21 protein-coding genes are annotated in these 24,697 nt (G+C 74.0%); 12 read left to right on the plus strand and 9 right to left on the minus strand.

Annotated elements, in window-relative coordinates; all coding sequences use genetic code 11:
* Nucleotides 1–211: maltotransferase domain-containing protein (locus ABGB11_RS25825; protein ID WP_347636655.1), on the minus strand; the 211-nt coding region annotated here is incomplete at its 3' end.
* A gap of 390 nt (nt 212–601) precedes the next feature.
* Between ABGB11_RS25825 and glgP the strand changes: the two genes are divergently transcribed.
* The gene (gene glgP, locus ABGB11_RS25830) at nt 602–3,205 is read left to right on the plus strand and encodes an alpha-glucan family phosphorylase (protein ID WP_347636657.1); all 2,604 of its coding nucleotides are present in this window, start codon (nt 602–604) and stop codon (nt 3,203–3,205) included.
* Here the strand turns inward: glgP and ABGB11_RS25835 are convergent.
* Together ABGB11_RS25835 and ABGB11_RS25840 are read right to left on the minus strand one after the other, a co-directional pair.
* Complete coding sequence (locus tag ABGB11_RS25835; RefSeq protein WP_347636658.1) at nt 3,202–3,792, minus strand: hypothetical protein; 591 nt, start codon at nt 3,790–3,792, stop codon at nt 3,202–3,204. The two genes, glgP and ABGB11_RS25835, sit on opposite strands and share 4 nt — an antisense overlap.
* Nucleotides 3,789–4,049 (minus strand): helix-turn-helix transcriptional regulator, encoded by a 261-nt coding sequence (locus ABGB11_RS25840; RefSeq protein ID WP_347636659.1) that lies wholly within the window; start codon nt 4,047–4,049, stop codon nt 3,789–3,791. The genes ABGB11_RS25835 and ABGB11_RS25840 overlap by 4 nt, the downstream gene beginning before the upstream one ends.
* 153 nt (nt 4,050–4,202) lie before the next feature.
* Here ABGB11_RS25840 and ABGB11_RS25845 point away from each other — a divergent pair, with 153 nt between their 5' ends.
* The gene (locus ABGB11_RS25845) at nt 4,203–5,381 is read left to right on the plus strand and encodes a sensor histidine kinase (RefSeq protein WP_347636661.1); all 1,179 of its coding nucleotides are present in this window, start codon (nt 4,203–4,205) and stop codon (nt 5,379–5,381) included.
* On the opposite strand, the gene ABGB11_RS25850 is transcribed toward ABGB11_RS25845, so the two are convergent.
* Together ABGB11_RS25850 and ABGB11_RS25855 are read right to left on the minus strand one after the other, a co-directional pair.
* Entirely contained in the window at nt 5,378–6,166 is a 789-nt protein-coding gene (locus ABGB11_RS25850; RefSeq protein WP_347636662.1) for an SWIM zinc finger family protein, read from the minus strand. The two genes, ABGB11_RS25845 and ABGB11_RS25850, sit on opposite strands and share 4 nt — an antisense overlap.
* Complete coding sequence (locus ABGB11_RS25855) at nt 6,166–9,180, minus strand: DEAD/DEAH box helicase (RefSeq protein WP_347636663.1); 3,015 nt, start codon at nt 9,178–9,180, stop codon at nt 6,166–6,168. Before ABGB11_RS25855 ends, ABGB11_RS25850 begins: the two co-directional genes overlap by 1 nt.
* Nucleotides 9,181–9,356: 176 nt before the next feature.
* On the opposite strand from ABGB11_RS25855, the gene ABGB11_RS25860 reads away from it, so the two are divergent.
* Nucleotides 9,357–10,139, plus strand: coding sequence for an enoyl-CoA hydratase-related protein (locus ABGB11_RS25860; protein WP_347636664.1), 783 nt, complete (start codon nt 9,357–9,359; stop codon nt 10,137–10,139).
* A 38-nt stretch (nt 10,140–10,177) separates the two neighbouring features.
* Here the strand turns inward: ABGB11_RS25860 and ABGB11_RS25865 are convergent, their stop codons facing one another.
* Nucleotides 10,178–10,561, minus strand: a complete 384-nt coding sequence (locus ABGB11_RS25865; protein WP_347636666.1) for a helix-turn-helix domain-containing protein — start codon at nt 10,559–10,561, stop codon at nt 10,178–10,180.
* A 97-nt stretch (nt 10,562–10,658) separates the two neighbouring features.
* Here ABGB11_RS25865 and ABGB11_RS25870 point away from each other — a divergent pair, with 97 nt between their 5' ends.
* The 8 genes from ABGB11_RS25870 to ABGB11_RS25905 all read left to right on the plus strand — a co-directional run bounded on the left by ABGB11_RS25870 (nt 10,659) and on the right by ABGB11_RS25905 (nt 19,506).
* On the plus strand, nt 10,659–11,324 hold the full coding sequence (locus ABGB11_RS25870) for an NAD(P)-binding domain-containing protein (protein ID WP_347636667.1): 666 nt from the start codon (nt 10,659–10,661) through the stop codon (nt 11,322–11,324).
* Between the two features lie 66 nt (nt 11,325–11,390).
* Nucleotides 11,391–12,158 (plus strand): SDR family oxidoreductase, encoded by a 768-nt coding sequence (locus ABGB11_RS25875; RefSeq protein WP_347636668.1) that lies wholly within the window; start codon nt 11,391–11,393, stop codon nt 12,156–12,158.
* A gap of 210 nt (nt 12,159–12,368) precedes the next feature.
* Nucleotides 12,369–13,319 (plus strand): acyl-ACP desaturase, encoded by a 951-nt coding sequence (locus ABGB11_RS25880; protein ID WP_347636670.1) that lies wholly within the window; start codon nt 12,369–12,371, stop codon nt 13,317–13,319.
* A 66-nt stretch (nt 13,320–13,385) separates the two neighbouring features.
* Complete coding sequence (locus ABGB11_RS25885) at nt 13,386–14,189, plus strand: serine/threonine-protein kinase (RefSeq protein ID WP_347636671.1); 804 nt, start codon at nt 13,386–13,388, stop codon at nt 14,187–14,189.
* A gap of 52 nt (nt 14,190–14,241) precedes the next feature.
* Complete coding sequence (locus ABGB11_RS25890; RefSeq protein ID WP_347636672.1) at nt 14,242–16,182, plus strand: serine/threonine-protein kinase; 1,941 nt, start codon at nt 14,242–14,244, stop codon at nt 16,180–16,182.
* A gap of 62 nt (nt 16,183–16,244) precedes the next feature.
* A complete protein-coding gene (locus tag ABGB11_RS25895) occupies nt 16,245–17,555 on the plus strand; it encodes a hypothetical protein (protein WP_347636674.1) in 1,311 nt (436 codons plus the stop codon).
* Between the two features lie 197 nt (nt 17,556–17,752).
* Nucleotides 17,753–18,532, plus strand: coding sequence for an electron transfer flavoprotein subunit beta/FixA family protein (locus tag ABGB11_RS25900; protein ID WP_347636675.1), 780 nt, complete (start codon nt 17,753–17,755; stop codon nt 18,530–18,532).
* 23 nt (nt 18,533–18,555) lie between these two features.
* Nucleotides 18,556–19,506: an electron transfer flavoprotein subunit alpha/FixB family protein gene (locus tag ABGB11_RS25905; RefSeq protein ID WP_347636676.1), complete on the plus strand. Its 951-nt coding sequence runs from the start codon at nt 18,556–18,558 to the stop codon at nt 19,504–19,506.
* A 48-nt stretch (nt 19,507–19,554) separates the two neighbouring features.
* On the opposite strand, the gene ABGB11_RS25910 is transcribed toward ABGB11_RS25905, so the two are convergent.
* The 3 genes from ABGB11_RS25910 to ABGB11_RS25920 form a co-directional block, all read right to left on the minus strand.
* Nucleotides 19,555–21,369, minus strand: a complete 1,815-nt coding sequence (locus tag ABGB11_RS25910; RefSeq protein WP_347636678.1) for a serine/threonine-protein kinase — start codon at nt 21,367–21,369, stop codon at nt 19,555–19,557.
* 54 nt (nt 21,370–21,423) lie between these two features.
* Complete coding sequence (locus tag ABGB11_RS25915) at nt 21,424–22,650, minus strand: MFS transporter (RefSeq protein ID WP_347636679.1); 1,227 nt, start codon at nt 22,648–22,650, stop codon at nt 21,424–21,426.
* Between the two features lie 123 nt (nt 22,651–22,773).
* Nucleotides 22,774–23,307 (minus strand): TetR/AcrR family transcriptional regulator, encoded by a 534-nt coding sequence (locus ABGB11_RS25920; protein ID WP_347636681.1) that lies wholly within the window; start codon nt 23,305–23,307, stop codon nt 22,774–22,776.
* Between the two features lie 165 nt (nt 23,308–23,472).
* Here ABGB11_RS25920 and ABGB11_RS25925 point away from each other — a divergent pair, with 165 nt between their 5' ends.
* A complete protein-coding gene (locus tag ABGB11_RS25925) occupies nt 23,473–24,648 on the plus strand; it encodes a cysteine desulfurase family protein (protein ID WP_347636888.1) in 1,176 nt (391 codons plus the stop codon).
* The last annotated feature ends 49 nt before the right edge of the window (nt 24,649–24,697 follow it).

The raw sequence follows: 24,697 nt of genomic DNA on the forward strand, positions 1-24,697 counted from the left end.
ACGACCCCATCTCGGTCGGCGTCACCTGCGCCGACCACCGGTCCAGCCCCTCACCGACCTCGGCCATCCGCCGCGGCGGCAGCTCCTCGCCGTCCGGCGTCCGCAGCACCACCGCCGCACCCAGCATTTCGTGTCCCTCGCGGAACACCGTCGCCGACACCTCGACGGTCTCGCCCACCACCGCCTTGGCCGGCCACCGTCCGCACCCCACCACCGGCGCCTCATCCAGGATCGGAATGCGACCGAGCCTCGGAATGCCGGTCGAACTGGACGTTCCGGACTCGACGTGCATGTGCCACCCCTACCCGTTCGAGACATACAAAACGTGCATGCCCGGGATCCGGCGGGTCCCGTCCTTCGACCGCCGGTAACTTTGCGCTGCACGCCGGTCACCGCTGGTCTGCGGAAGGTCGAGATTGGGCAAACGCTCGCCCGCGGGCCTCGGCCGGGCCTGCGCGGAGGCGGCGGGCGAGGCGGCGGGAGCCCGTGCGGGGACGGGGTTTGCGCGGTTTCCCGGGCGCGACGGCGGCCGGTCCGCGAGGTGAGGGTGTGGTCCCCCGCCGTCGCGCGCACGGCCCCGCACCGCATAGCGTGACGTTGCGTGAAGGCAATCCGACGATTCACGGTCCGCACGGTCCTTCCCGAGCCGCTGCGGCAGCTTGAGGAGCTCGTCCTCAACCTGCGCTGGTCCTGGCACCACGAGACGCTCGACCTGTTCCGCGCCGTGGACCCGGCGCTGTGGAGGGCCGTCCACCACGACCCGGTCCGGCTGCTCGGCGAGGTCGCCCCGGAGCGGCTGGAGCGGCTCGCGGAGGACCGGCGGTTCCTGCGCCGCCTCCAGGACACCGCGGAGGACCTGCACGAGTACCTGACGGCGCCCCGCTGGTACCAGAAGCGCTTCACAGGCGGCGACGCGCCGGCGTGCATCGCCTACTTCTCACCCGAGTACGGGATCACCGCCGCGCTGCCGCAGTACTCCGGCGGCCTCGGCATCCTCGCCGGCGACCACCTGAAGACCGCGAGCGACCTCGGCGTCCCGATCCTCGGCGTCGGGCTCCTGTACCGCCACGGCTACTTCTCCCAGTCGCTGTCGCCGGACGGCTGGCAGCTGGAGCGCTACCCGCCGATCGACCCGAACGGGCTGCCGCTCACGCTGCTCCGCGAGCGGGACGGCTCCCCGGTCCGCGTCGCCATCGGCCTCCCGAAGGGGAACGAGCTGCGCGCGCAGGTGTGGATCGCGCACGTCGGACGCGTCCCGCAGCTGCTGCTCGACTCCGACGTCGAGGAGAACGACCAGTCCGCGCGGGACGTCACCGACCGGCTGTACGGCGGCGGCGGCGACCACCGGCTGCTCCAGGAGATGCTGCTCGGCATCGGCGGCGTGCGCGCGATCCGCGCGTACTGCCGCATCACCGGGCATCCCGGGCCGGAGGTCTTCCACACCAACGAGGGCCACGCCGGCTTCCTCGGCCTCGAACGCATCCGCGAGCTCGTGTCGGAGTCCGGCCTGACGTTCGACGAGGCGCTGGAGGCGACCCGGGCGGGCACCGTGTTCACCACGCACACCCCCGTCCCGGCCGGGATCGACCGGTTCCCCCGCGATCTGATCAGCCGCTACTTCGGCGGCGCCAACGAGGAGGAGCAGGTCCCGCTGGACCGGGTCCTCGCGCTCGGCACCGAGGACTACCCCGGCGGCGACCGCACCGTGTTCAACATGGCCGTGATGGGCATGCGGCTCGCGCAGCGCGTCAACGGCGTCAGCGAGCTGCACGGCGAGGTCAGCCGGGAGATGTTCGGGGGGCTGTGGGGCGGGTTCGACACCTCCGAGGTCCCGATCGGCTCCATCACCAACGGGGTGCACGCCGGGACGTGGGTCGCCCGCGAGGTGCTGGAGTTCACCGCGCGGGAGCTGCCGACGGTGATGGAGTCCGGGCGCGGCTGGGAGGGCGTCCGGAACGTCTCCGGGGCCGAGATCTGGCGGATGCGCGGCCTGCTGCGCCGCCGCCTCGTGCTGGACGCCCGGCGCCGCCTGCGCGAGTCGTGGCGGCAGCGCGGCGCCAGCGAGGCCGAGATCTCCTGGATCGACGAGGCCCTCGACCCCGACGTGCTGACGATCGGGTTCGCGCGGCGCGTCCCGTCCTACAAGCGGCTCACGCTGATGATGTCCGACGAGGACCGGCTCCGCTCGATCCTGCTGAACCCCGAGCGGCCGGTGCAGATCGTCATCGCGGGGAAGGCGCACCCGGCGGACGAGGGCGGCAAGCGGCTCATCCAGGACATCGTGCGGTTCGCCGGGTCCGAGGACGTCCGGCACCGGATCGTGTTCCTGCCCGACTACGACATGGCGCTCGGGCAGCTGATGGTGCAGGGCTGCGACGTGTGGATGAACAACCCGCTGCGCCCGCTGGAGGCGTGCGGCACGTCCGGGATGAAGGCGGCGCTGAACGGCGGGCTGAACCTGTCGATCCGCGACGGCTGGTGGGACGAGTGGTACGACGGCCAGAACGGCTGGGCGATCCCGTCCGCCGACGGCCTCGCGAGCCCCGACCGGCGGGACGAGCTGGAGGCCGCCGCCCTGTACGAGCTGATCGAGGACCACGTGTCCGTCACGTTCTACGACCGGGACTCCTCCGACCTCCCGCGCCGCTGGCTGGAGATGGTGAAGCACACCATCGCCACCCTCGGCCCGAAGGTGCTCGCGTCCCGGATGCTGCGCGACTACGTCGAGGACCTCTACGCCCCGGCCGCCGCGTCCGAGCGGGCCATGGTGGCCGACAAGTTCGCGGGCGCCCGGGAGCTGGCGGCGTGGAAGCGGCGGGTCCGCGCGGCGTGGCCGCGCGTCGCCGTCGAGCACGTCGAGTCCAACGGGGAAGAGAGCCCCCAGGTGGGGACGCGGCTGGCGGTCCGCGTCGTCGTCGACCTCGGGGGCCTCGACCCGGAGGACGTGGCCGTGGAGGTCGCCTACGGCCGGGTGGACGACACCGACGCGCTCGTCGAGCCGTCCTACCTGGACCTGGAGGAGGACGGGCCCGTGGAGAACGGGCGGCGCCGCTACACCGGCGAGGTCCCCCTCGGGCGCAGCGGCGCCTTCGGCTACAGCGTCCGCGTGGTGCCGGGCCATCCGATGCTGCCGGGGCGCGCCGAGCTGGGCCTGGTCGCGCTGCCGCCCGCACCGCAGGGCATGACGAACGGCGACCTGCGCTAGGCCGCGGTCGCGCCGGGCTCCTCGTGCTCGTCCTCGTCGGCCGGCGGGTCGGCCGTCTGCCAGGCCGCGACGACGAGGGGCAGGAGGGCGTGCGTCACGAGCAGGGCGAACAGGATCAGGAAGAGCGCGGCGCCGGGGATCTGCGAGTCGCGGCCGTCGCGGTCGGCGACCGACACCACCAGCAGCACGGCGATCATCACGGCCGTCGTGGCCCGGTGCGCGGTGGCGAAGGCGCGGAGCCGCGCGATGAGCTGGCGCTCGTCGAGCTCCCGCTCGCGCTTGGACGTCAGCCCGCGGGTCACCGCGATCAGCTGGCCGGCCAGCGGGACGCCGACCACCACCAGCACGCCCAGGATCACGAAGTTGGTGATCATCGCGGTGTCGCTGGGCGCCAGCGCCCACGAGACCGCGGCGTCCACCCAGAACAGGCCCAGCGTGACCGCGCCCGCCCCCGCCAGGATCCGGCGTGGGCGCCGGCGGGCGTAACGGGCGGGCAGCCGGCGCTCCAGCTCCTCGTCCAGGGCCGCCAGGCGGTCCGCGCGCCTGCGGCGGGAGCGCTCCAGCCATCCTGCTGCGTCGTTCGTCATGGCGTGTCTCCGATCCTCGGGAACGGTTTCAGGGAGAAGACGACTTCGACCGGCACCTCGAAGTACTCGGCGATCCGCAGGGCGAGGTGCAGGCTGGGGCTGTACTCGCCGCGCTCCAGGTAGCCGACCGTCTGGTAGTGCACTCCGAGGGCGGCGGCCAGGTCGCGGCGCGAGATGCCGCGTTCGGCCCGCAGCACCGTGATCCGGTTGTGGACGATCTCCTTGTCGGCGGGCACCGGGTCGCTCTTGCGGGTCACCGCCCGGCCCTCCGCGTCGCCCGCGGGCTCATCCGACGCCCTGCCACTGTACGGGCTCTTGCATATCTCGTCGCATCCTTGCCTCGAGTGATAGTAGAAGTACTACACATCGTCGCAGTCATGCAAGTGGGTGGATCCTGGCAGGATGGGCACGTGCGACTAGGGAAGCGACGTCCACGGCCGGTTCCGCGGCTGCCGCAGGGGCGCACGGCGGACGCGCTCCTGGCCGGCGGCTGCTTCGCCGTCCTGGCCGTGATGACGCTCGTCTCGACGCATACGGGCCCGCCCACGCGGATGCCGCTCTACAGCTGGGCGCTGCTGGCCGCCACCTGCGGGGCCCTGTACTTCCGCCGGTCCCATCCCGTCGTGGTGGCGGCCGTCACCCTCACCGCCTGCGCCGTCTACTACCCGGTCACCGATCCCGACGGGCCCGCCCTGATCACGTTCGTCATCGCCCTGTACACGGCGGCGGCCGAGGGCCACCTCGTGGCCGCCGCGGCGCTCGCGGGCGTCTCGGTCGTGGCGACCGTGGCCGCCGACCGGCGCGACGACGTCAACCATCTCGCGGACGCCGCCGGGTTCCTGCTCGTCGGATGGTTCGTCGCGGTCGTCGCGATCGGCGGCGTCGTCCGCAACCGCCGGGCCTACCTGCGCGAGGCGGAGGAGGGCGCCCGGATCGCCGAGCGCGGGCGCGAGGCCGAGGCCCGCCGCCGCGCCATCGAGGAGCGGCTGCGCATCGCCCGCGAGCTGCACGACATCCTCGGCCACAACATCTCGCTGATCAACGTGCAGGCCACCGCCGCGCTGCACGGGCTGCGCCGCGAGCCGGAACGCGCCGAGGACGCCCTCACCGCGATCAAGCAGGCCAGCAAGGACACCCTCCGGGAGATGCGCGCCACCCTCGGCGTCCTGCGCCAGGTCGACGAGGCCGCCCCGGTCGCGCCCGCGCCCGGCCTCGCCCGCCTGGACGAGCTCACCGGCCGGATCGCGGCCGCCGGGATCGGGATCCGCACCGAGGTCGAGGGCGACCCGCGCCCGCTGCCCGCCGAGGCCGACCTCGCCGCCTACCGCATCGTCCAGGAGGCCCTCACCAACGTGACCCGTCACGCCGACGCGAGTTCCGTCCTCGTCCGCATCGGGTACGGCGACGGCGCCGTGACCGTCAGCGTGGAGAACGACGGTGCGCACAAGGACAGGGCCGCCGCCGCGCCGTCGGCGGACGGCAGCGGCATCCGCGGCATGCGCGACCGGGCCACGGCCCTCGGCGGCACCCTCGACGCGTCCCCGCGCCCGGACGGCGGGTTCATGGTCCGCGCCCACCTGCCGCTCTAGCCGTCATCATCCCCGGCGAGGGCCTCGTAGACCGGGGCCAGGACGTCCGGCAGGGGGCGGCGGCGGATCCTGACCGGCGGGGGAGTGGCCACCTGGAGGACGAACCCGGGCGGGACGGGCGGAGCGGGCGGACGGTCGCGCAGCCGGGCCAGGCCGGTCGGCGGCGTCCAGAAACCGGCGGCGGTGAGGGGCTCGTCCTCGATGTCGAGGGGGTCGGGCTCGGTCGCCGTCCCGCGCCGCAGAGCCGCCAGGAGCTGGTCGCGTCCCCTCCCGTTCCACTGGAGGATGAGGAACGGGTCGTCGTCGAACGCCTCGGCCAGCAGGTACAGGACGGCCGCCGCGTGCTTGCACGGGTCGCCCCAGTCGGGGCAGTCGCACATCAGGTGCAGGTCGGAGGCCGAGCCGGGGAACAGGGTGAGGCCCATCTCGGCGAACACCCACTCGATCTCCGGGGGCATCTCCCCGGCGAGCAGCCGCGCCCGGAACACCGCGCGGGACGCCAGCTCCTTCTCCACGGCGCGCCAGTCGTCCGCGCCGATCGCGTCGATGGTGAGCGCCACCTCGTACGGGTCGGGCGCCGAGCCGTGCACCTTCGCGGTCACCTCGTACGGCTCGACCTTCAGGTCGACCACGGTGCCCTTGCGGGCGTAGGTCCGGCCGCGCTGGAGGCGGCCCGGGTCGGCGAACGACTCGACGAGGTCGATGAAGCGCCGCGACCACCACTGCGTTCCGATCGAGCCGCGCTTGGTGCGGGCCCGGATGCCCTCACCCGTCCGCTCGGACATCAGTCGCTCACCGCCTCGGGCGACAGCCGCAGGACGTCGCGCAGCTCGGCGACCGACAGCTCGGTCAGCCACTCCTCGCCGGTGCCGACGATCGACTCGGCGAGCGCCTTCTTGCGTTCGATCATCTCGTCGACGCGCTCCTCCATCGTCCCGACGCAGATGAACTTGCGGACCTGGACGTTGCGGGTCTGGCCGATGCGGAACGCGCGGTCGGTCGCCTGGTCCTCGACGGCCGGGTTCCACCAGCGGTCGACGTGCACGACGTGGTTCGCGGCCGTCAGCGTCAGGCCCGTCCCGGCCGCCTTGAGGGACAGCAGGAAGACCGACGGCTCGTCGTCCCCCTGGAACCGCTGGACCAGGTCGTCGCGCTGCTGCTTGGACGTCCCCCCGTGCAGCCACAGCACCGGGCGTTCGAGCCGCGCCGCGAGATAGGGCCGGAGCATCGAGCCGAACTCGGCGTACTGGGTGAAGACCAGCGCCTTCTCGCCCTGCTCCAGGACCTCGGCGCAGATCTCCTCCAGCCGTTCGAGCTTGCCGGAGCGGCCGGGGAGGCGCGAGCCGTCCTTGAGGAGCTGCGCCGGGTGGTTGCAGACCTGCTTGAGCTTGGCCATCGTCGCCAGGACGAGCCCGCGCCGCTGCGTCTCGTCGGCCTCGGCGATCTGCCGGAGCATGTCGTCCACGGTCGCCTGGTAGAGCGACGCCTGCTCGGTGGTGAGGTTGCAGTAGACCTTGATCTCCTGCTTCTCCGGCAGGTCGGAGATGATCGACCGGTCGGTCTTGAGGCGGCGCAGGATGAACGGCTGCGTCGCCCGCTTCAGCGCCAGCGCCGCCTGCTCGTCGCCCTCCCGCTCGATCGGAATCGCGAACCGCCGCCGGAACTCGGCGCGCGGCCCGAGCAGCCCCGGGTTCGCGAACTCCATGATCGACCACAGCTCGGTCAGATGGTTCTCCACCGGCGTGCCCGTGAGCGCGATCCGGCTCCGCGCCGGGATGCTCCGCACCGCCCTGGCCTGCCGCGTCCCGCTGTTCTTCAGCGCCTGCGCCTCGTCGCAGACGACGCGCCCCCACTCGATCGCCGCGAGCATCTCGGCGTCGCGCGTGGCCGTCCCGTAGGTGGTCAGCACCAGGTCGGCGCCCGCCACGGCCTCGGCGAGGTCCTCGCCGCGATGCCGCCCCGTCCCGTGGTGGACGTAGACGCGCAGCTTCGGCGTGAACCGCGCCGCCTCCCGCTGCCAGCTCCCCACCAGCGACATCGGCAGGATCGCGAGGGTCGGGGCCGGACGCGCGCCGTTCTCCCGCTCGTGCACCAGCAGCGAGAGCACGGAGATCGTCTTGCCGAGGCCCATGTCGTCCGCCAGCAGCGCGCCGAGCCCCAGGCCGTCCATGAAGGCCAGCCAGGCCAGGCCCCGCTCCTGGTAGGGGCGCAGTTCGGCGTCCAGCTCGTCCGGAGTGCGCATGGGGGTGAGGCGGCGGTCGGCCTCGCCGGACAGCAGGTCGCCGAGGGGGCCGCCCGCGTCGACGCCGGTGAGCGGGAGGGTGTCGTCGCCCGCGTGGACGATCGCGCGGATCGCCTCGGCGGCGGTCATGCGCCCCCGGCGCGGGTTGCGCAGGAAGTCGAGCGCGGCTTCGAGTTGCTCCTCGTCCAGCTCGACCCACCGGCCGCGCAGCCGGACGAGCGGGGTCTTCAGGCGGGCCAGCTCTTCGAGCTCGGCCTCGTCGATGCTCTCGTCGCCGATGGCCAGGTCCCACCGGAAGTCGACCATGGCCTTCAGGTCGAAGCCCGACGGCGCGGCGGCGCCGGAGGACGCTTCGGGATCTTCGGGGCGGGCCGTCAGCTTCATGCCGAGCTTCGCCTTGCCCGCCCACTGGGGGAGCAGGACGCCGAACCCCGCGGCGGCGAGCATCGCTGCCGTCTGGCGGAGGAACCGGAACGCCCCCGCGGTGTCGAGCAGCAGCTCGGTGGGCGACGGACCGTCCAATGCGGGTGCCAGGTCGGGGAACAGGCGCAGCGCGCGGCCGAGCCCGCCGAGGAGGGTCTCCTCGGCGTCCGGGATCGAGGTCGCCTCACCGCCCCAGACCATGGACGCCGGGACGTAGAGGCTCGGGTCGTCGGTGCCCTGGAGGGCGAACTCGACCCGCCAGGAGCCGTCGTCCGGTTCCTGATCGCCGTCCCCGGACTCCTCGTCCTCGAACTTCTCCGCCCCCGGCTCGGCGAGGCGGAAGCAGACGCGCAGCGGGCCGGACGGTCGGCGCGCCGCGGCGGCCCAGGCGTCCAGCTCGGCGATCAGGTCGTCCGGGTCGTCGCGGGGTTCGCGGGCGACCGCGGCGGACGGGCCGGTCAGCGCCATCACCCAGCGTTCCGCGAGCGGCAGCCGGTCGGGCTCCTTGCGCCGCGACACCAGCAGGGGATGCGGCACCACGCCCCGGACGGCGGTGTCGACCAGCCCGGACAGCGCCTCGCGCAGCACCTCCGCGGCGGGACGCCCGCCGCCGGCCGCGCGGCACGCGGCGGGCATCGCGCGGGCCAGCGCCCGGAACCGCGCGGGGTCGTCGATCACCGGACGCCAGCGGGCGACGAGGTCGCCGTCCTCGCGCAGGAGGGCCGGGAGGACGTGACCGCGCCCGGTGAGGCTCACCGCCTCGTCCGCGAGCATGCACAGGAACCGCAGGTCGGTGCCCGGGACCACGTCGGCGCTGTGCTCGGCGGCCTGGAGCAGCGCCATCGCGGGGAACGGTTCGAGGACGAGCGCCGGGACCCGCCACGGCCGCAGCTCGGGCTCGTCCGCCACCGGCTGCGGGCCCAGCTCGGCGGACGGCAGCGGGCCGCCGCCCAGGGTCGGCAGCGACATCGCCAGCTCGACGCGGAACGCCGTGCGGACGAGCGGCTCGTAGGACGTCCCCGAGAAGTCGCAGGTCGCGAACGGGTGGACATCCGGAGAAGGCTCGTGCGGGCCGGTGCGTTCGGCCCACAGGCAGAGCGCACCGCCATGCCAGGTGGCGTGGGCGACGAGCATGGTCCCCGAAGCTACCAGCAGCCCCTGACGTTCCCCGGCACCACAGCGGTCGCGCCGCCCGGCACCGGCCACTCGGGCGGCTCCGCGCCGCACTCGCCCCGCCCGGCCGCGGACGCGTCCCGGCCCTCTGGTTAGGCTCGGGAGGTCCGCCGCCGAGTGTGCACAGGAGGAACGCCGTGGGCGAGTTCGTACGGGTCGAGGTCGAGGACGGGGTCGCGACGATCAGGCTGGACCGCCCGAAGATGAACGCCCTGAACGCCCAGATGCAGCGGGAGCTGATCGACGCCGCCCGGGAGGTCACGCAGGACGAGGCGGTCGCCGCCGTCGTGCTGTACGGGGGCGAGCGGGTCTTCGCGGCGGGCGCGGACATCAAGGAGATGGCCCCGATGTCGTACGCCGAGATGTCGGCGGGGCACTCGCGGCTGCTGCAGGACTTCGCCAAGGCGCTCGCCGGGATCCCGAAGCCGGTCATCGCCGCGATCACCGGATACGCGCTCGGCGGGGGCCTGGAGGTGGCGCTGACCGCCGACTTCCGCGTCGCCGGCGAGGGCGCGAAGGTCGGGCAGCCGGAGATCCAGCTCGGCATCATCCCCGGCGCGGGCGGCACGCAGCGGCTGGCCCGGCTGATCGGCCCGGCGCGGGCCAAGGACCTGATCTTCTCCGGCCGGCACGTCGCCGCGCAGGAGGCGCTCGCGATGGGCCTCGTCGACCGGGTCGTCCCGGACGACGCCGTCTACACCGCCGCCAAGGAGTGGGCGGCCACGTTCGTCGGCGGCCCCGCGATCGCGCTGCGCGCCGCCAAGCAGGCCGTCGACCGCGGCATGGAGGCCGACCTCGACACCGGGCTGGAGATCGAGCGGACGCAGTTCGCCGCCCTGTTCGCCACCGAGGACCAGGCGGCCGGCATGAAGAGCTTCATGGAGGAAGGCCCCGGCAAGGCGAAGTTCACGGGCCGCTGACCGCGGCGATGTTCACGGGCCGCTGACCGCGGCGCGGTTCACCGGCCGCTGAGCGCGGTGGGGGGCGCGGGCGGGCCGTCCGCGCGGTCCTGCGCGTCCAGCACCTCGTCGGCGTAGCGCTCGGTCCAGCGGCCGAGGGCGGACAGGGGTTCCAGCAGCCCGCGTCCCGGGCCGGTCAGCGCGTACTCGACGCGCGGCGGCGCCTCGGCGTAGCGGTGGCGGGTGACCAGCCCGTTCCGTTCGAGGTGGCGCAGTGTCCCGGTCAGCACCTTGTGGCTGATGCCGCCGATCCGCTCCTGGATCTCGCTCGGCCTCAGCGGGCCGCGCCGCAGCGTCCAGACCACGACTCCCGTCCAGGTGCCGGACAGCAGGTCGAGGCCGAGCCGCGTCTGGCAGTCGGCGAGGAATTCGTGTTCGTCCATGGATCCGACCGCCATCCTGCCTCTCCCGATACGCACCGGATGGTGCGCGACGGCCCGCCTAGCGTCCCGTCCGAAGGTAATCGAACGGGAGGACGACATGCGGATCGGAGTCTTGGGCGCGGGCGCCATGGCGGACGCGCTCGCCACGCAGTGGGCGCGCAAGGGGCATGAGGTGCGGATCGGGGCGCGGACGCCGGCGAAGGCGGTCGCGCTGGCCGGGCGGATCGGGCACGGCGCGTCCGGCGGGACGCTGCGGGAGGCGGCGGAGTTCGGGGACGTGGTCCTCCTCGCCGTCTGGCACGAGGGCGTCCCGGACGTGCTGCGCCAGGCGGGCCCGCTGGAGAGGCGGGTACTGATCGACTGCACCAACCCGATGGAGCCGCCGTTCGAGCGGCTCAAGACCGGCGACGGGCCGTCGGCCGCGCGCCGCATAGCGGACGCCACCGGAGCACGGGTCGTCAAGGCGTTCACCATGTGCCACGAGAGCGTGTGGCGCATGGCGCCGCCGGTGTTCGGCGGGCGCCCGCTCGGCGTCCCGCTGTGCGGGGACGACGAGGAGGCGCTGGCCCTGGTCCGGGCGCTCGTGACCGACCTCGGCTGCGCGCCGATGGACGGCGGCGGCCTGGCGAGGGCCGGCCTCCTGGAGGCGGCCACCGCGTTCGTGGTCGGGCTGTGGGTCGCGGGCGAGGACCCGGCGGCCATGCTGCCGCCGCCCGAGGCCGCCGCCGGCGCACCGCGCCGCACGTCGGAACCGGCGCACTAAACCGTTATTCATGTTTTTGAGTGTGCTGCCCGGGGTTGTGAAGAACGACGGATAGCATCTCCCGCCATGCGACACGCGTACCGGACCGCGCTCGTGACGGGCGCGTCCAGCGGCATCGGGGAGAGCTTCGCCCGCCTCCTGGCCGCCCGCGGCGCCGACCTGGTGATCGTGGCGCGCCGGGCCGAGCTGCTGGACGGGCTGGCCCGCGAGCTGGTCGAGCGGTACCGGGTCGCCGTGGAGGTGCTGGCGGCCGACCTCGCCGACCCCGGGCAGCGCGCCGAGGTCGAGGGGCGGCTGCGCTCCGAGCCGGTCGAACTGCTGGTCAACAACGCCGGGTACGGCGCCTTCGGAGCGTTCGCCGACGTCCCGCTCGACGAGCATCTCGCGCAGATCGAGCTGAACGTCGCCGCGCTGGTGCGGCTCACCCACGCCGTCCTGCCGGGGATGGTCGCGCGGGGCCGGGGCGGAGTGCTGAACGTCGCGTCCATGTCGGGTTTCGCGCCGTCGCCGGGCAGCGCGACCTACGGCGCGACGAAGGCGTACGTCGCGTCCTTCTCCGAGAGCCTGCACTCCGAGGTCGCGGGACGGGGCGTTCATGTCACGGCGCTGTGCCCCGGGTTCACCCGCACGGAGGACGACGTCCCGCCGAGCCTCATGTGGCTGCGCCGCGACGATGTGGCGCGCGCGGGCCTGGAGGCGGTGTCGGCCGGACGCGCACTCTGCGTGCCGGGCGTCCAGTACAAGGCCGCGCTGCCCGCGCTGAAGCTGGTGCCGAGGCCGCTGCTCAGAGCCGCGGTGAACCGCATGTGGCAACAGGCGGCCGGAACCCGGTGACGAAGGGTCACCCACCGTCTTGTGCTCAGGTCTACAAAAGTTCCCGCGCGTTGCTTGTAACGGGGGTTACTTGACGGGGGTACCGAGGAGTGGCGACGATCGAACCTACGCTTGAGTAGGTTGTGAGTACGGCCTGCTGGGCGCCCTTCCGAGCCCGCCCGCGCGGCGGGGAACGTCCGGCAGAACCACGTCGTCCAGTGAAGGAACCGCATGTCCGTGACCCCCGAAGAGAAGTTCCAGACCGGCCTCATGCTCGACCTGGAGCCTGTGGTCGAGAAGGAACTGAACCGGCACCTGTCCATGGCCAAGGAATGGTTCCCGCACCAGTACGTCCCCTGGAGCCAGGGGACCGACTTCGACGGCCCGCTCGACGGCGAGGCGTGGTCTCTGGAGCAGTCGAAGCTGAGCCTGGAGGCGCGCGAGTCGCTCATCGTCAACCTCCTCACCGAGGACAACCTCCCCGGCTACCACCGCGCCATCGCCACCGTGTTCGGCCGAGAGGGCGCCTGGGGCACCTGGGTCAACCGCTGGACGGCGGAGGAGAACCGGCACGGCATCGTCCTGCGCGACTACCTGACGGTGACCCGCGCGGTCGACCCGATCGCACTGGAGCGCGCCCGCATGCACCACATGGAGGCCGGCTACGAGGCCGACCACGGCGACTCGTTCCTGCACGGGACGGCGTACGTGTCGTTCCAGGAGCTCGCCACCCGCGTGTCGCACCGCAACACCGGCCGGGCGTCCGGCGACCCCGTCTGCGAGCAGATGATGACCCGCATCGCCGCCGACGAGAACCTCCACATGATCTTTTACCGGAACCTGATGGCTGCCGCGCTGGAGGCCAGCCCGAACGAGACGATGCGGGCGATCACCGACGTGGTGACGACGTTCCACATGCCCGGGCACAGCATCGACGGGTTCATGCGCAAGTCCGTCGTCATCGCCAACGCCGGCATCTACGACCTGCGCCTGCACCATGACGACGTGCTCGTCCCGGTGCTGCGCAAGTGGGGCGTGTTCGACCGCACCGACCTGAGTGGCGACGGCGAGAAGGCCCGCGAGGAGCTCGTGGAGTTCCTGGAGCAGGTCGACGCCTCCGCCACCAAGTTCGAGACCCGCCGTGAGGAGCGCCGCGCCCGCCAGGCGGCCCGCAAGGGCTGAGCCCCGGGCCCTGCCCGCGGGCCGAAGGACGGGAACGCGAGGTCGTTTTCCGGCGTCAAAAGGAGCATGGGGACGCATCGGCGACTGGGCGGGTATCGGTTGCTGGACGAGATCGGCCGGGGGAGCACGGCCGTGGTGTACCTGGCCATGGACGCCCACGGCCGCGAGGTCGCGGTCAAGGAACTGATTCCGGAGCTGACGGGGGAGCCGGAGGCGATCAGCCGGCTGGCGCGGGAGATGTCGGCGCAGGCGCGGGTGCGCAGCGCCTACGTCGCCCGGCTGCTGGACGGCGCCGTCTCGGCGGAGCGACCGCACGTGGTCATGCAGTACGTGCCGGGCTGCCCGCTGAGCGATCTGGTGCCGGCGTACGGGCCGCTGCGCGGCGACCGGCTCGTCCGGTTCGCGCGGCGGCTGGCGCTCGCGCTCGGGGACGTCCACGACGCGGGCGTGCTGCACCGCGACGTGTCGCCCGGCAACGTGATGGTGATGGGCGACCGGCCGACGCTGATCGACTTCGGCATCGCGCACGAGTCGGGCGCCGAGCAGCTCACCAAGCGCGGGCTGGTCGTGGGGACGCCCGCCTACCTGGCGCCCGAGCTGATCGAGGGGGAGCGCGCCACCACCGCGTCGGACGTGTTCTCGTGGGCGGCGACGGTCGCGTACGCGGCGACGGGGCGGCCGCCGTTCGGCCGGGGCTCGCTGCACGGGGTGTGCTTCCGGATCCTGCGAGGTCAGGCCGACATCGACGGGGTCCCGTCCCCGCTGGCCGGGTTCCTGCGGGCGGCGTTCGCCCGCGTCCCGTCCGAGCGGCCGCCCGCGCGGTGGTTCGCGGGCGCCCTCGCCACGAAGCGCGACGGGGTGGCGGCCTGATGCCCGCTCGAACCGCCCCGGCCCGATCCGCGAGGGTAGGGTTTCGGAAACGATGAAGGGAGCTGTCACGTCCGGGGACCGAATCGGCCACTACAGCGTGCTCCAGACCCTGGGGGAAGGGGGCATGGGCGTCGTCTACCTCGGCGCCGACCCCGAGGGGCGCAACGTGGCCATCAAGGTGCTGCGGCCCGCGGTCGCGGGCGACGCCACGGCGCGTCGCCGGCTCGCCCGCGAGGTCGACTCGATGCGCAGAGTGCACAGCCCGCACGTCGCGGAGATCCTCGACGCCGACGTGACCGCCGACCGCCCCTACATCGTGACCCAGTACGTCCCCGGCCGGACGCTCGAGGAGATCGTCGAGGAGTCCGGGCCGATCTACGGGCAGGGCCTGCAGCGGCTCGCCGTGGGGCTGGCGGCGGCGCTGTCGGCCATCCACGGCGCCGGGATCGTGCACCGCGACATGAAGCCCGGCAACGTGATGCTGGTGGACGGCGAGCCCGTCGTGATCGACTTCGGCATCGCGCAGGCCGCCGACGCCACCCGGCTCACCGCGACCGGCATGGTCATCGGCACCCCCGGCTACCTCGCCCCCGAGATCATCGAGGGTGAGGACGCGGGCCCGCCCTCGGACGTGCACGCCTGGGCGGGGACGGTCGCCTACGCCGCGACCGGCCGCCCGCCGTTCGGCTCCGGCACCTTCGAGTCGATCTTCTACAAGATCATGCAGGGCACGCCCGACCTGGACGGCGTGCCCGACGCGATGCTGCCCGTGCTGCGGTCGGCGATGGCGCGGCACCCGGCCGAGCGCCCGACCGCGGTCAGCCTGGTGCAGCTCACCCGGCGGATCCACCTCGAAGCGACGATCACCGACCAGACCCGCGTCGACCGGCACTACCCGTCGCCGGGCACGTCGCAGCCGGTGGACGACCCCGCCGCCGACCACTCCCGGCAGTTCTCGATGCCGGTGCCGAACCCGCAGGACTCCGCGCAGCCGCCGGCGCCCGCGCAGGGCGGAACGGCGATCCCGGCGCCCGCGCCCGTCCCGGCGCAGCCGAAGGACTTCGTGGGGCAGCTGCCGCCCGCCGCGCCGCCGCCCGTCCCGCCGCCCGCGCCCGCGCCGTTCAAGGCCGGGGAGCAGTTCGCGCAGCGCGGCTACGCGCAGCCGCAGCAGCAGGGCCAGCAACAGCAGGGCCAGCAGCAGGGCCCGCAGCAGCAGGGCCCGTACCAACAGGGCGGATACCCGCCGCAGTACGCGCCCCCGCCGAACCAGCCCCCGCCGGGCGCGCTCCAGCGCGGCCCCTACGACCCGCAGGCGCAGGACGCGCAGCGGCGCGTCGCCGACCAGGCCCGCGCCGACCGCGAGCGCGCCGACCGGGAGCGGCGCAAGCCGTACGGCTGGTACCGGGTGCTCAGCTTCCTCGTCCTGGTCGCGCTGCTCGGCTTCGCCAACACCGCGCCGCTGCTCGCGCTCGGCGTCACCGTCGCCGGGGTGCTCGTCCTGCGCATGGCCGACAAGGCGGCCAAGGGGATGGAGGGCCGGCAGACGCGGCGCGGCCCCCGCACGGGCGACGCGGTCGCGGCCGCGTTCCGGACGCCGCTGCACCTGCCGGGCGCGTTAATGTCCACCGTCCTGTGGACGTCGCTCAGCGTTTTCGCGGGCGTGATCCTGCTCGGCGTGCTGATCTTCGCCAAGCCCGACATGACCGCCTCGAAGGCCATCGCGTACTCGGCCATGGCGGTGATCGGGCTGCTGTGCCTCGCGCCGGGCAGCGGCGCGCCCCGCCGGCAGCTCGCCCGCATCTGGGGCGCGCTGCTTCCGAGGGCCGAGGCGGCCCTCGCGGGCGCGCTGATCCTCGGCATCTTCGCCACGGTGCTGGTGGTGATGTCGCAGAAGCAGCCGCCCGACACGACGCCCGTGGACGGCATGAGCCAGAGCCTGGAGGGCCTGCGCAACGACGTCCGCGACCTCGTCACCCGCATCCCCGGCGCCTGACGGCCCCATCCGTTCCGGACGGGCCCGGCCGGGCGCCGTCGCTGGGTAGGGTGGCGACCCTTATGAGCGGTGAGACGAGCCACCAGGCGTACATCGGCCCGTACCGGCTGCTGTCCAGGCTGGGCGGCGGCACCGGTGACGTCCATCGCGCCACGGGGCCCGACGGCGGCGACGTGGCGATCAGGATGCTCCCGGAAGGCGCCGCACCCGACGTGGAGCGCATGCGCGAGGTGATCAGCCCGCACGTGGTGGACGTTCTGGACGGCGAACCCGCCGGCCCCCGCCCGTACGTCGTGACCCGGTTCGTGCCCGGCAGGCCGCTCGGGGAGACGATCGCCGCCCGGGGACCGATGTCGGGGGACGCGCTGCGCCTGCTGGCCCTCGGGCTGGCCCGGGCGCTCGCCGCCATCCACCGGGCCGGTCTCGCGCACGGCGGGCTCGGGCCGGAGACGGTCCTGGTCGTGGACGACGCGCCCGTGGTCGTCGACATCGCACTGACCGCCGGCGCCGGCCCCGCGGACGACGTCCGGGCGTGGGCCGCGACGGTGACCTTCGCGGCGACCGGCCGTCCCGATGCCCCGGCCGGATCACTGCCGGCCGCGCTAGGCCCGCTGGTGGCCGCCGCAACGCATCCCGACCCGCAGGCACGCCCAGCGGCGGGGGAGCTGGCGGAAGCGGCGTCCCGCCTGGACCTCCCACCCGCCTCCGACCCCCGTCCCGCCACGCCGCCGTCCCACCAGGCCCCGTCCCCGCCCGCCCCCACGAACGTCGCCCCGCCCACGGAGGTCGCGCGTGGGCGTGAGAGCGCGGTGGTGCGGGGGTGGGCCCGGCTGCTGGCGGCCATGGTCGCGGTGATCGGGGTCGGCGTGGTGGTCATGGCGCCGATCGCGGGGCTGGTCCTGACGCTCGCCGCGGTGACGCTGCTGCGCGTTGCGGGCACGGCGGCGCGCGGCTGGGCGTGGGCGTTCGGGCGGACGCTGCTGACCGTCCCCTACGCGGCGGTGTTCGCGGTCGCGGTCCCGCTGTGCCTCGCGGCGGCGTCGGTGGCCGGCGTCCAGGTCGACCCGCTCGCCGCCTGCGCGTTCGGGGCCGGGGCCGGCGCGGCGGCGCTGTGGACGGCGCCGGGCGTGAGCGCCCCGGTGCGGCGGCTGGAGCGGATGTTCCTGCCCGTGGCGCGGCGGCCGCGGGCCGTCGCCGCCGTGGCGCGGCGGCCGCGGGCCGTCGCCGCCGCGGCCCTGGGGCTCGGCGTGCTGTGCCTGCTCGCGGGCGTCGGCGCCGTCTCGCTGACGCCGAGCTTCTCCCCGATGTACGGGCTCCAGCAGACGCTGGAGAGCGCGGTCCACCGGTTCCAGCACGCCGTCGACCGGTGGTGAGGCGATTTTGCCATGAGGCTACCCACGAGTAACATGGGGATGCACGGCCGAAATCAGGGACCCGGCTCCGAAGCACGTTCGGGTGTTTGGCAGGCTGTGACCACGAAAGCGCATGTCCGCGTCGACCCGTCATGGGCGGCGCCCCTCTGCCGCTTACCTCAGCGGCCAACTGAGTGCAGGGAGGTCGGCCACCGGCCATGAACATCGTCGTCCTGGTGAAGCAGGTTCCCGATACGGAGAGCCCGCGCAAGCTGAAGTCCGATGACAGCACGCTGGACCGCGCCGCGGCGGACGGTGTGATCAACGAGCTCGATGAGTACGCGATTGAAGAGGCGCTGCGCATCAAGGAGGCCCACGGCGGCGAGGTGACCGTCCTGACCATGGGCCCCGACAAGGCCACCGACTCCATCCGCAAGTCGCTGGCCATGGGCGCCGACAAGGCCGTCCACCTCAACGACGAGGGCCTCGCCGGCTCCGACGCGCTGCAGACCTCCTACGCGATCCAGCAGGCGCTCGGCCGCACGGGGTTCGACCTGGTGGTCCTCGGCTCGGAGTCCACCGACGCGCGCACCGGCGTGCTCGCCGCGATGCTCGCCGAGCGGCTCGGCGTCCCGCAGCTGTCGCTCGCCAACAAGGTCGAGATCGACGGGACGTCCATCACGGTGCAGCGGCAGACCGACTACGGCTTCGACCGCGTCGAGGCGAGCCTGCCCGCGGTCGTGTCGGTCGTGGAGAAGATCAACGAGCCGCGCTACCCCTCCTTCAAGGGGATCATGGCGGCCAAGAAGAAGCCGGTCGAGACGCTCGGCCTCGGGGACGCCGGAATCGACGCCTCCCAGGTCGGCCTGGCGAACGCCGCGACCGAGGTGGTCGACTTCGCCGAGGCGCCGCCGCGCGCCAAGGGCGAGATCGTCACCGACGAGGGCGACGGCGGCGCGAAGATCGCCGAGTTCCTCGCGTCGAAGAAGTTCGTCTGAGCGGGGAAGGGGATTAGGAACCGATGGCTGAGATTCTCGTCCTCGTCGACCATGTCGACGGTGAGGTCAAGAAGGTCACGCTCGAACTGCTGACGCTCGCGAACCGGCTCGGCGAGGCCGCCGCCGTGTGGGTCGGGCCCGGCTACGAGAACGCCAGGGACAGGCTCGGCGAGTACGGCGCCGGCAAGGTCTACGTGGCCGCCGACGAGGAGCTGACCGCCTACGTCGTCGCCCCGAAGGCCGCGCTGCTCGCCCAGCTGGTGAAGGAGAAGTCCCCGGGCGCGGTGCTCGTCGCCGCGACCGCCGAGGGCAAGGAGATCGCCGGCCGCCTGGCGGTCAAGACCGGCTCCGGCGTGCTCACCGACGTGGTGGACGTCGCCGACGGGTTCGTCGGCGAGCACTCCATCTTCGGCGGCGGGATCATCGCGCACGCCCGGGTGAAGACCGGCACGCCGATCATCGCCGTCCGGCCGAACTCGGTCGCCCCCGAGGCGTCCGCGGCCACCCCGGCCGAGGAGCAGGTGTCGGTCGCGCTGTCCGACGCCGACAAGGGCGCGAAGATCGTGGAGAAGGTCGTCCAGGAGAAGGGCGAGCGCCCCGACCTGACCGAGGCCGCGATCGTGGTCTCCGGCGGCCGCGGCGTCGGCGGCGCCGAGAACTTCTCGATCATCGAGGGGCTGGCCGACTCGCTCGGCGCGGCCGTCGGCGCCTCCCGCGCCGCGACCGACGCCGGCTGGTACCCGCACTCGTTCCAGGTCGGCCAGACCGGCAAGACCGTGTCGCCGCAGCTGTACATCGCGGTCGGCATCTCCGGCGCCATCCAGCACCGGGCCGGCATGCAGACCTCGAAGACCATCGTCGCCATCAACAAGGACCCCGAGGCGCCGATCTTCGAGCTCGTCGACTACGGCGTCGTGGGCGACCTCTTCCAGGTCGCGCCGCAGCTCACCGAGGAGATCGACAAGCGCAAGTGATCTCCCGCGCACGGCCCCGGCGACGCCCGTCGCCGGGGCCGCCGCATGCTACGAGCGCTTCGGCCGCGGGTACGGGACGGCCTTGAGCAGTGCGGGCTTCACCATGTCGCGCACCTCGGCGTAGGGGACGACCGTGTCGAGCAGCCCGCACGCGGACTCGTAGCCCAGGATCGCGCCGTAGAAGGCCACCCGCAGTCCCGTGGGGGTGAGGGCCATGGTGACCTCGCCGGACTTGACGAACCTCGACGGATCGTCGGTGCCGCGCACGACGACCGCGCCGGGCGAGGGGGTCCGGGGGCCGCAGTAGGAGCCCTCCGGCAGATGCGCCTTGATCTTCGTGTCCAGCGGCTTGAGGCCCTGGTCGGTCGGGACGCGGAACAGGTCGAGCGGCCGGTAGGCCGCGCCCGTCCGCAGGTCGACGGTCGCGGCCTGCGACTGGTCCCAGCCGGATCCGCGCTCGCCTCGCAGCACGACCGTGTACCAGACCGACAGCAGCCGGTCGTTGCGCATGAGGATCTGCGGGGTCACGACGTCGGTGTAGGCGCCCGACCCGATGTCCCGCAGGCCGTTGCGGGCCTTCGCCCAGCGCTGTTCGAGCGGCGCCCGGAGGGCCTGGTTGATCTTCTTGGTGAGCGCCGGGTCCCCGCCGGAGACGCGCACGATGCGGCCCTGCGCCTGGAACGTCTTGCCGCCGCCGATGCTCTGCGGCGGCTCGCTGAACGCGGCCAGCCGCGCCACGATCGGCTTGGGCGCCTCGTCCGCCGTGGCCACGTAGACCGCCGCGCCGCCGCCCACGGCCACCGCGGCGGCGCCGCCCGCGACGGCCACCGCCCCCTTGGCGCCGAGCGTGCCGATGACGCCCTTGCCCGCCGCGCCCGCCGCCGTGCCCGCGCCGCCCGCGCCTCCGGCCCCGGCGGCTCCGCCCGCCCCGGCGGCGCCCGCTGCGCCCGCGGCACCGGCGGCGCTCGCCGACGCGCCGCCCGAGCCGAGGCCGAGCGCGGTCAGCGGGAACAGCATGGACAGCGCGGCGGCCGTCCCGGCGAGCGTGCGGACGCCGCGCCCCTCCCAGTCGGTCCCGTACGCGCCCGCCGCGACCGACTCCAGCTCGGCGACGAAGGCGGCGGCGCCCATCGGGCGGTCCCAGGGGTTCTTGGCCAGCCCCCGCTCGATCAGCGGCCGGAGGGGTTCCGGGACGTCCTGGACCGGGATCGGCGCCGTGAGATGGCGGCCCATCAGCCCGACGGGGTCGTCGGCCGTGTACGGGCGGCGCCCGGTCACGCACTCGTAGAACACGCACGCCGCCGCGTACACGTCGGTCGCGGGGGAGGCGGGCTCGTCCCGCCACTGCTCGGGCGCCATGTAGACGGGCGTCCCCGATCGCCCCGACGCGCCCGCGTCCACCGCGATGCCGAAGTCGATCAGCTTGCTCAGCCCGTCGCCGCGCACGATCACGTTCGCGGGCTTGTAGTCGCGGTGGACGATGCCGAGGCCGTGCGCGGCGGCCAGGCCGAGCAGCGAGCCCTTGAGCAGCGCCAGCGCCGCCTCCGGCGCCAGCGGGCCCCGCTCGGCGAGCACCTCCTTCAGCGGCGCCCCGTCCACCGCCTCCATGACGATCGCCGCGCCGTCCGGCGTCTCGACCAGCCCGAACAGCTGGGCGACGAACGGGTTGCGGAGCCGGCTGAGCAGATCGGCCTCGCCGCGGAACCGCTCCCGGAACCCGGCGTCCCCGAGCAGCGCCTCGGCGAGGTACTTGATCGCCGCCGGACGCCCGGTGGCGTCGTGCCGGGCGAGGACGACCCGGCCCTGCGCGCCCTCGCCGAGCAGCTTCAGCTCGCTGTACCCCGGAACCCGCCATCCGCCCATGAATCCGCCCCCAGCGCCAACCGATGGTCCGAAGGGGTTATATCGGATCAGGCGTCAGGCGGCGACCGGCGCGGGCCGGGTGTCGCCGGGATCCGCGGCCCCGGCCTCCGCCGGGGCCTCGGCCGGGGCCGGGACGGCGGCCCTGGCCGGGCGCAACGGGACGAAGCGGGCGCCGGTGGCGATGACCAGAGCGAGCACGACGACGGTGCCCACGCCGATGCGCAGGGACGTGGCGTCCGAGAGGAAGCCGACCACCACCGGGCCGAGCAGCAGCCCGCCGTAGCCCATCGCGCCGACCTGGGCGACGGCCGCGGCCGGGCGGTCCGGCGCCGCGGTGCCCGCCAGCGAGATCGTCGTCGGGACGATCGTGCAGACCACGAGGCCCGTCACGAAGAACCCGGCGATCGCGACCGGCGGGACCGGTGCCAGCACGACGACCGTCATGCCGGCCGCGGTGCCGAGCCCCGCGCCGATCATCAGCCGGCGGGTGCCGACGTACATCCGGATCCGGTCGCCGGCCAGCCGCCCGAGCAGCATCGCAAGCTCGAACACCGGGTAGCCGGCCGCGGCGACGGCCTCGGTGGCGCCCATCTCCTCGTGCAGGAGCAGCCCGCTCCAGTCGGCGATCGACCCCTCGGTCATGAACGCGATGAACCCGAGGGCGCCGATGAGGTAGACGGCGGCCGGCATGCGGCGCGCGCGGCGCCCGGTCCCGGACGCGGCGGGCGCCGGCGGGTCGGGCAGGTAGGTGCGGCCGAGCGCGAGGGCCGCGGGCAGCGACAGCAGCGCGGCGGCCAGCACGGTCCCGGTGAACCCGAGCCCGGCCGCGGCCGTGAGGACGCCGAACATGCCGCCGCTCATCGCGCCCGCGCACCACCCGGCGTGCATGCCGCTCAGGACGGGCCGCCGGTATCGCTGCTCGACGACGCTGCCCTGCGCGTTCATGGCGATGTCGGTGATCCCGAACGTCATGCCGAACAGCGCGACGGCGGCGAGCAGCAGGCCGTAGGACGGGGCGAGGGCGACGGCCGCGTAGGACAGCGCCGTCAGCGGCAGCGCCGCACGCAGGGCGGCGCGGCTGCCGGCCCGCGCCATCAGGCCGCGCAGCGCCTGCATGGCCGCGATCGCACCGACGCCCCAGACGAGGACGACGATGCCCATCTCGCCCTCGCTCGTCCCGAACTTGCCGGCCAGTGCGGGCATGCGGGCCACCCACACTCCGGTCAGCAGGCCTGCCAGCGCGAAGGTCAGAGACGTCCCCCAGCGGGCACGCGACAGCATCGTTCACCTCTCTCCAGGCTCGGCGGGGCGGCGCCCCGATCGTGTGACGGACGTCATGGAACGGTCCAGACCCGTGCGAGTCCGGACCGTCGAACAGTGCGGTGGGGGCGCGGGGCCCCGGCGTCAGCGCTCCAGCAGGCCCAGCAGCCGCTGCTTCAGCGCGTCGAGCCGCCCGGCGTCGTACAGCCCGGGATCATGGCTGACCACCTCCCAGAGACCTTCGGCCGCCAGCCGGACGACCATCGCCATGCCCGGGTCGGGGTCGTCCCCGGAGTCGCGGCCGTGCCAGCGCCGCATCGCCTCGTTCAGCGGCTCGGCCTGCTCCGGGTCGGCGGCGGCGGCCGTGATGGCCGACCATCGCCGGTACGCGCGGGCCTCCCCGGTCAGGATCTCGAAGGTGGCCTCGACGTACGCCCGGGTGTAGGCGCCCGGTGCGCCCTCCCCGGAGGAGTTCATGTAGGAGGCGATCAAGTCGTCGAACTCCTCGATGACCCGCGCCACCATCGCCCGGACGAGCGCCTCCTTGGTGGGGAAGTGGTAGAGCAGCCCGCCCTTGCTCACGCCGGCGCGCTCGGCGACGGCGGTGAGCGTCAGCGCCTGCGTCCCCTGCTCCGAGAGCACGGATTCGGCGGCGTCGAGGAGGGCTTGCTTCTTCATGGCGGCTCCACTGTACCGGCTGGACGGTATAGAGGCCAACCGCAGGTCAACGTGAGGTATTCCACGCAGGCGCGGCGGGTGCCGGGCCGCCGGCCGGGCGCTGCCGGGGCAACCCTCCGGGCGCCCGAAGGGAACACCCGCCGCGCGGCTAATGTTGAGCGCGTGGTGACCTACCTCGACCATGCGGCCACGACCCCGATGCTGCCCGAGGCCATCGAGGCGATGACCGCAGAACTGCACGAACTCGGGAACCCGTCCTCGCTGCACGCGGTCGGACGGCGGGCGCGCCGCGTCGTCGAGGAGTCCCGCGAGATCATCGCCGAGGCGTTCGACGCCCGCCCGAGCGAGGTCGTGTTCACCTCCGGAGGCACCGAGGCCGACAACCTCGCCGTCAAGGGCCTGTACTGGGCGCGCCGCGCCGCCGACCCGTCCCGCACCCGCGTGCTGGCCGGCGCCGTCGAGCACCACGCCGTCCTCGACGCGGTGCAGTGGCTCGCCGACCATGAGGGCGCCCGGGTCGAGTGGGTCCCGGTGGACGGGCTCGGCCGGGTGACCCCCGAGGCGCTCGACGCGGCGCTCGGCTCCGGCGACGACGTGGCGCTCGCCACCGTGATGTGGGCGAACAACGAGGTGGGCACCGTCCAGCCCGTCGCCGAACTCGCCGCCGCCGCCCGGGAGCGGGGCGTTCCGCTGCACACCGACGCCGTCCAGGCCGCCGCGCAGCTGCCCGTCGGGTTCGCGGCGAGCGGGGCGCAGGCCCTCACCATCACCGGCCACAAGCTCGGCGGCCCCCTCGGCGTCGGCGCGCTGCTGCTGGCCAAGCCGAAGCCGCCGGTCTCCCTGGATCCGGTGCCGCTGCTGCACGGCGGCGGCCAGGAGCGCGACGTGCGGTCCGGGACGCTCGACACCCCCGCCATCGCCGGGTTCGCCGCCGCCGTCCAGGCCACGGTCGCGCGCCGGGAGGCCGAGGCGCGCCGCCTCGCCGAGCTGCGCGACCAGCTGATCGACGCCGTCCGCGCCGCGGTGCCCGAGGCCGTCCTGAACGGCGACCCCGACGACCGGCTGCCCGGCAACGCGCACTTCTCCTTCCCCGGCTGCGAGGGCGACGCCCTGCTCATGCTGCTGGACGCGCGCGGCATCGCCTGCTCGACCGGCTCGGCGTGCTCGGCGGGCGTGTCGCAGCCCAGCCACGTCCTGACCGCCATGGCCGCGAGCCCCGAGCGGGCCCGCGGCTCGCTGCGCTTCTCGCTCGGCCACAGCAGCACCGAGGCCGACGTCAAGGCCCTCGCGGACGCGATCGGCCCGGTCGTCGAGCGCGCCCGCCGCGCCGGTCTCAGCTGATCTGCCGTGGTTTGACCGTCCCTTGAACGGGGACAGCGTGGCCGTGGCA

This window comes from Actinomadura sp. B10D3, from assembly GCF_039871695.1.
Classification (GTDB): Bacteria; Actinomycetota; Actinomycetes; order Streptosporangiales; family Streptosporangiaceae; genus Spirillospora; species Spirillospora madurae.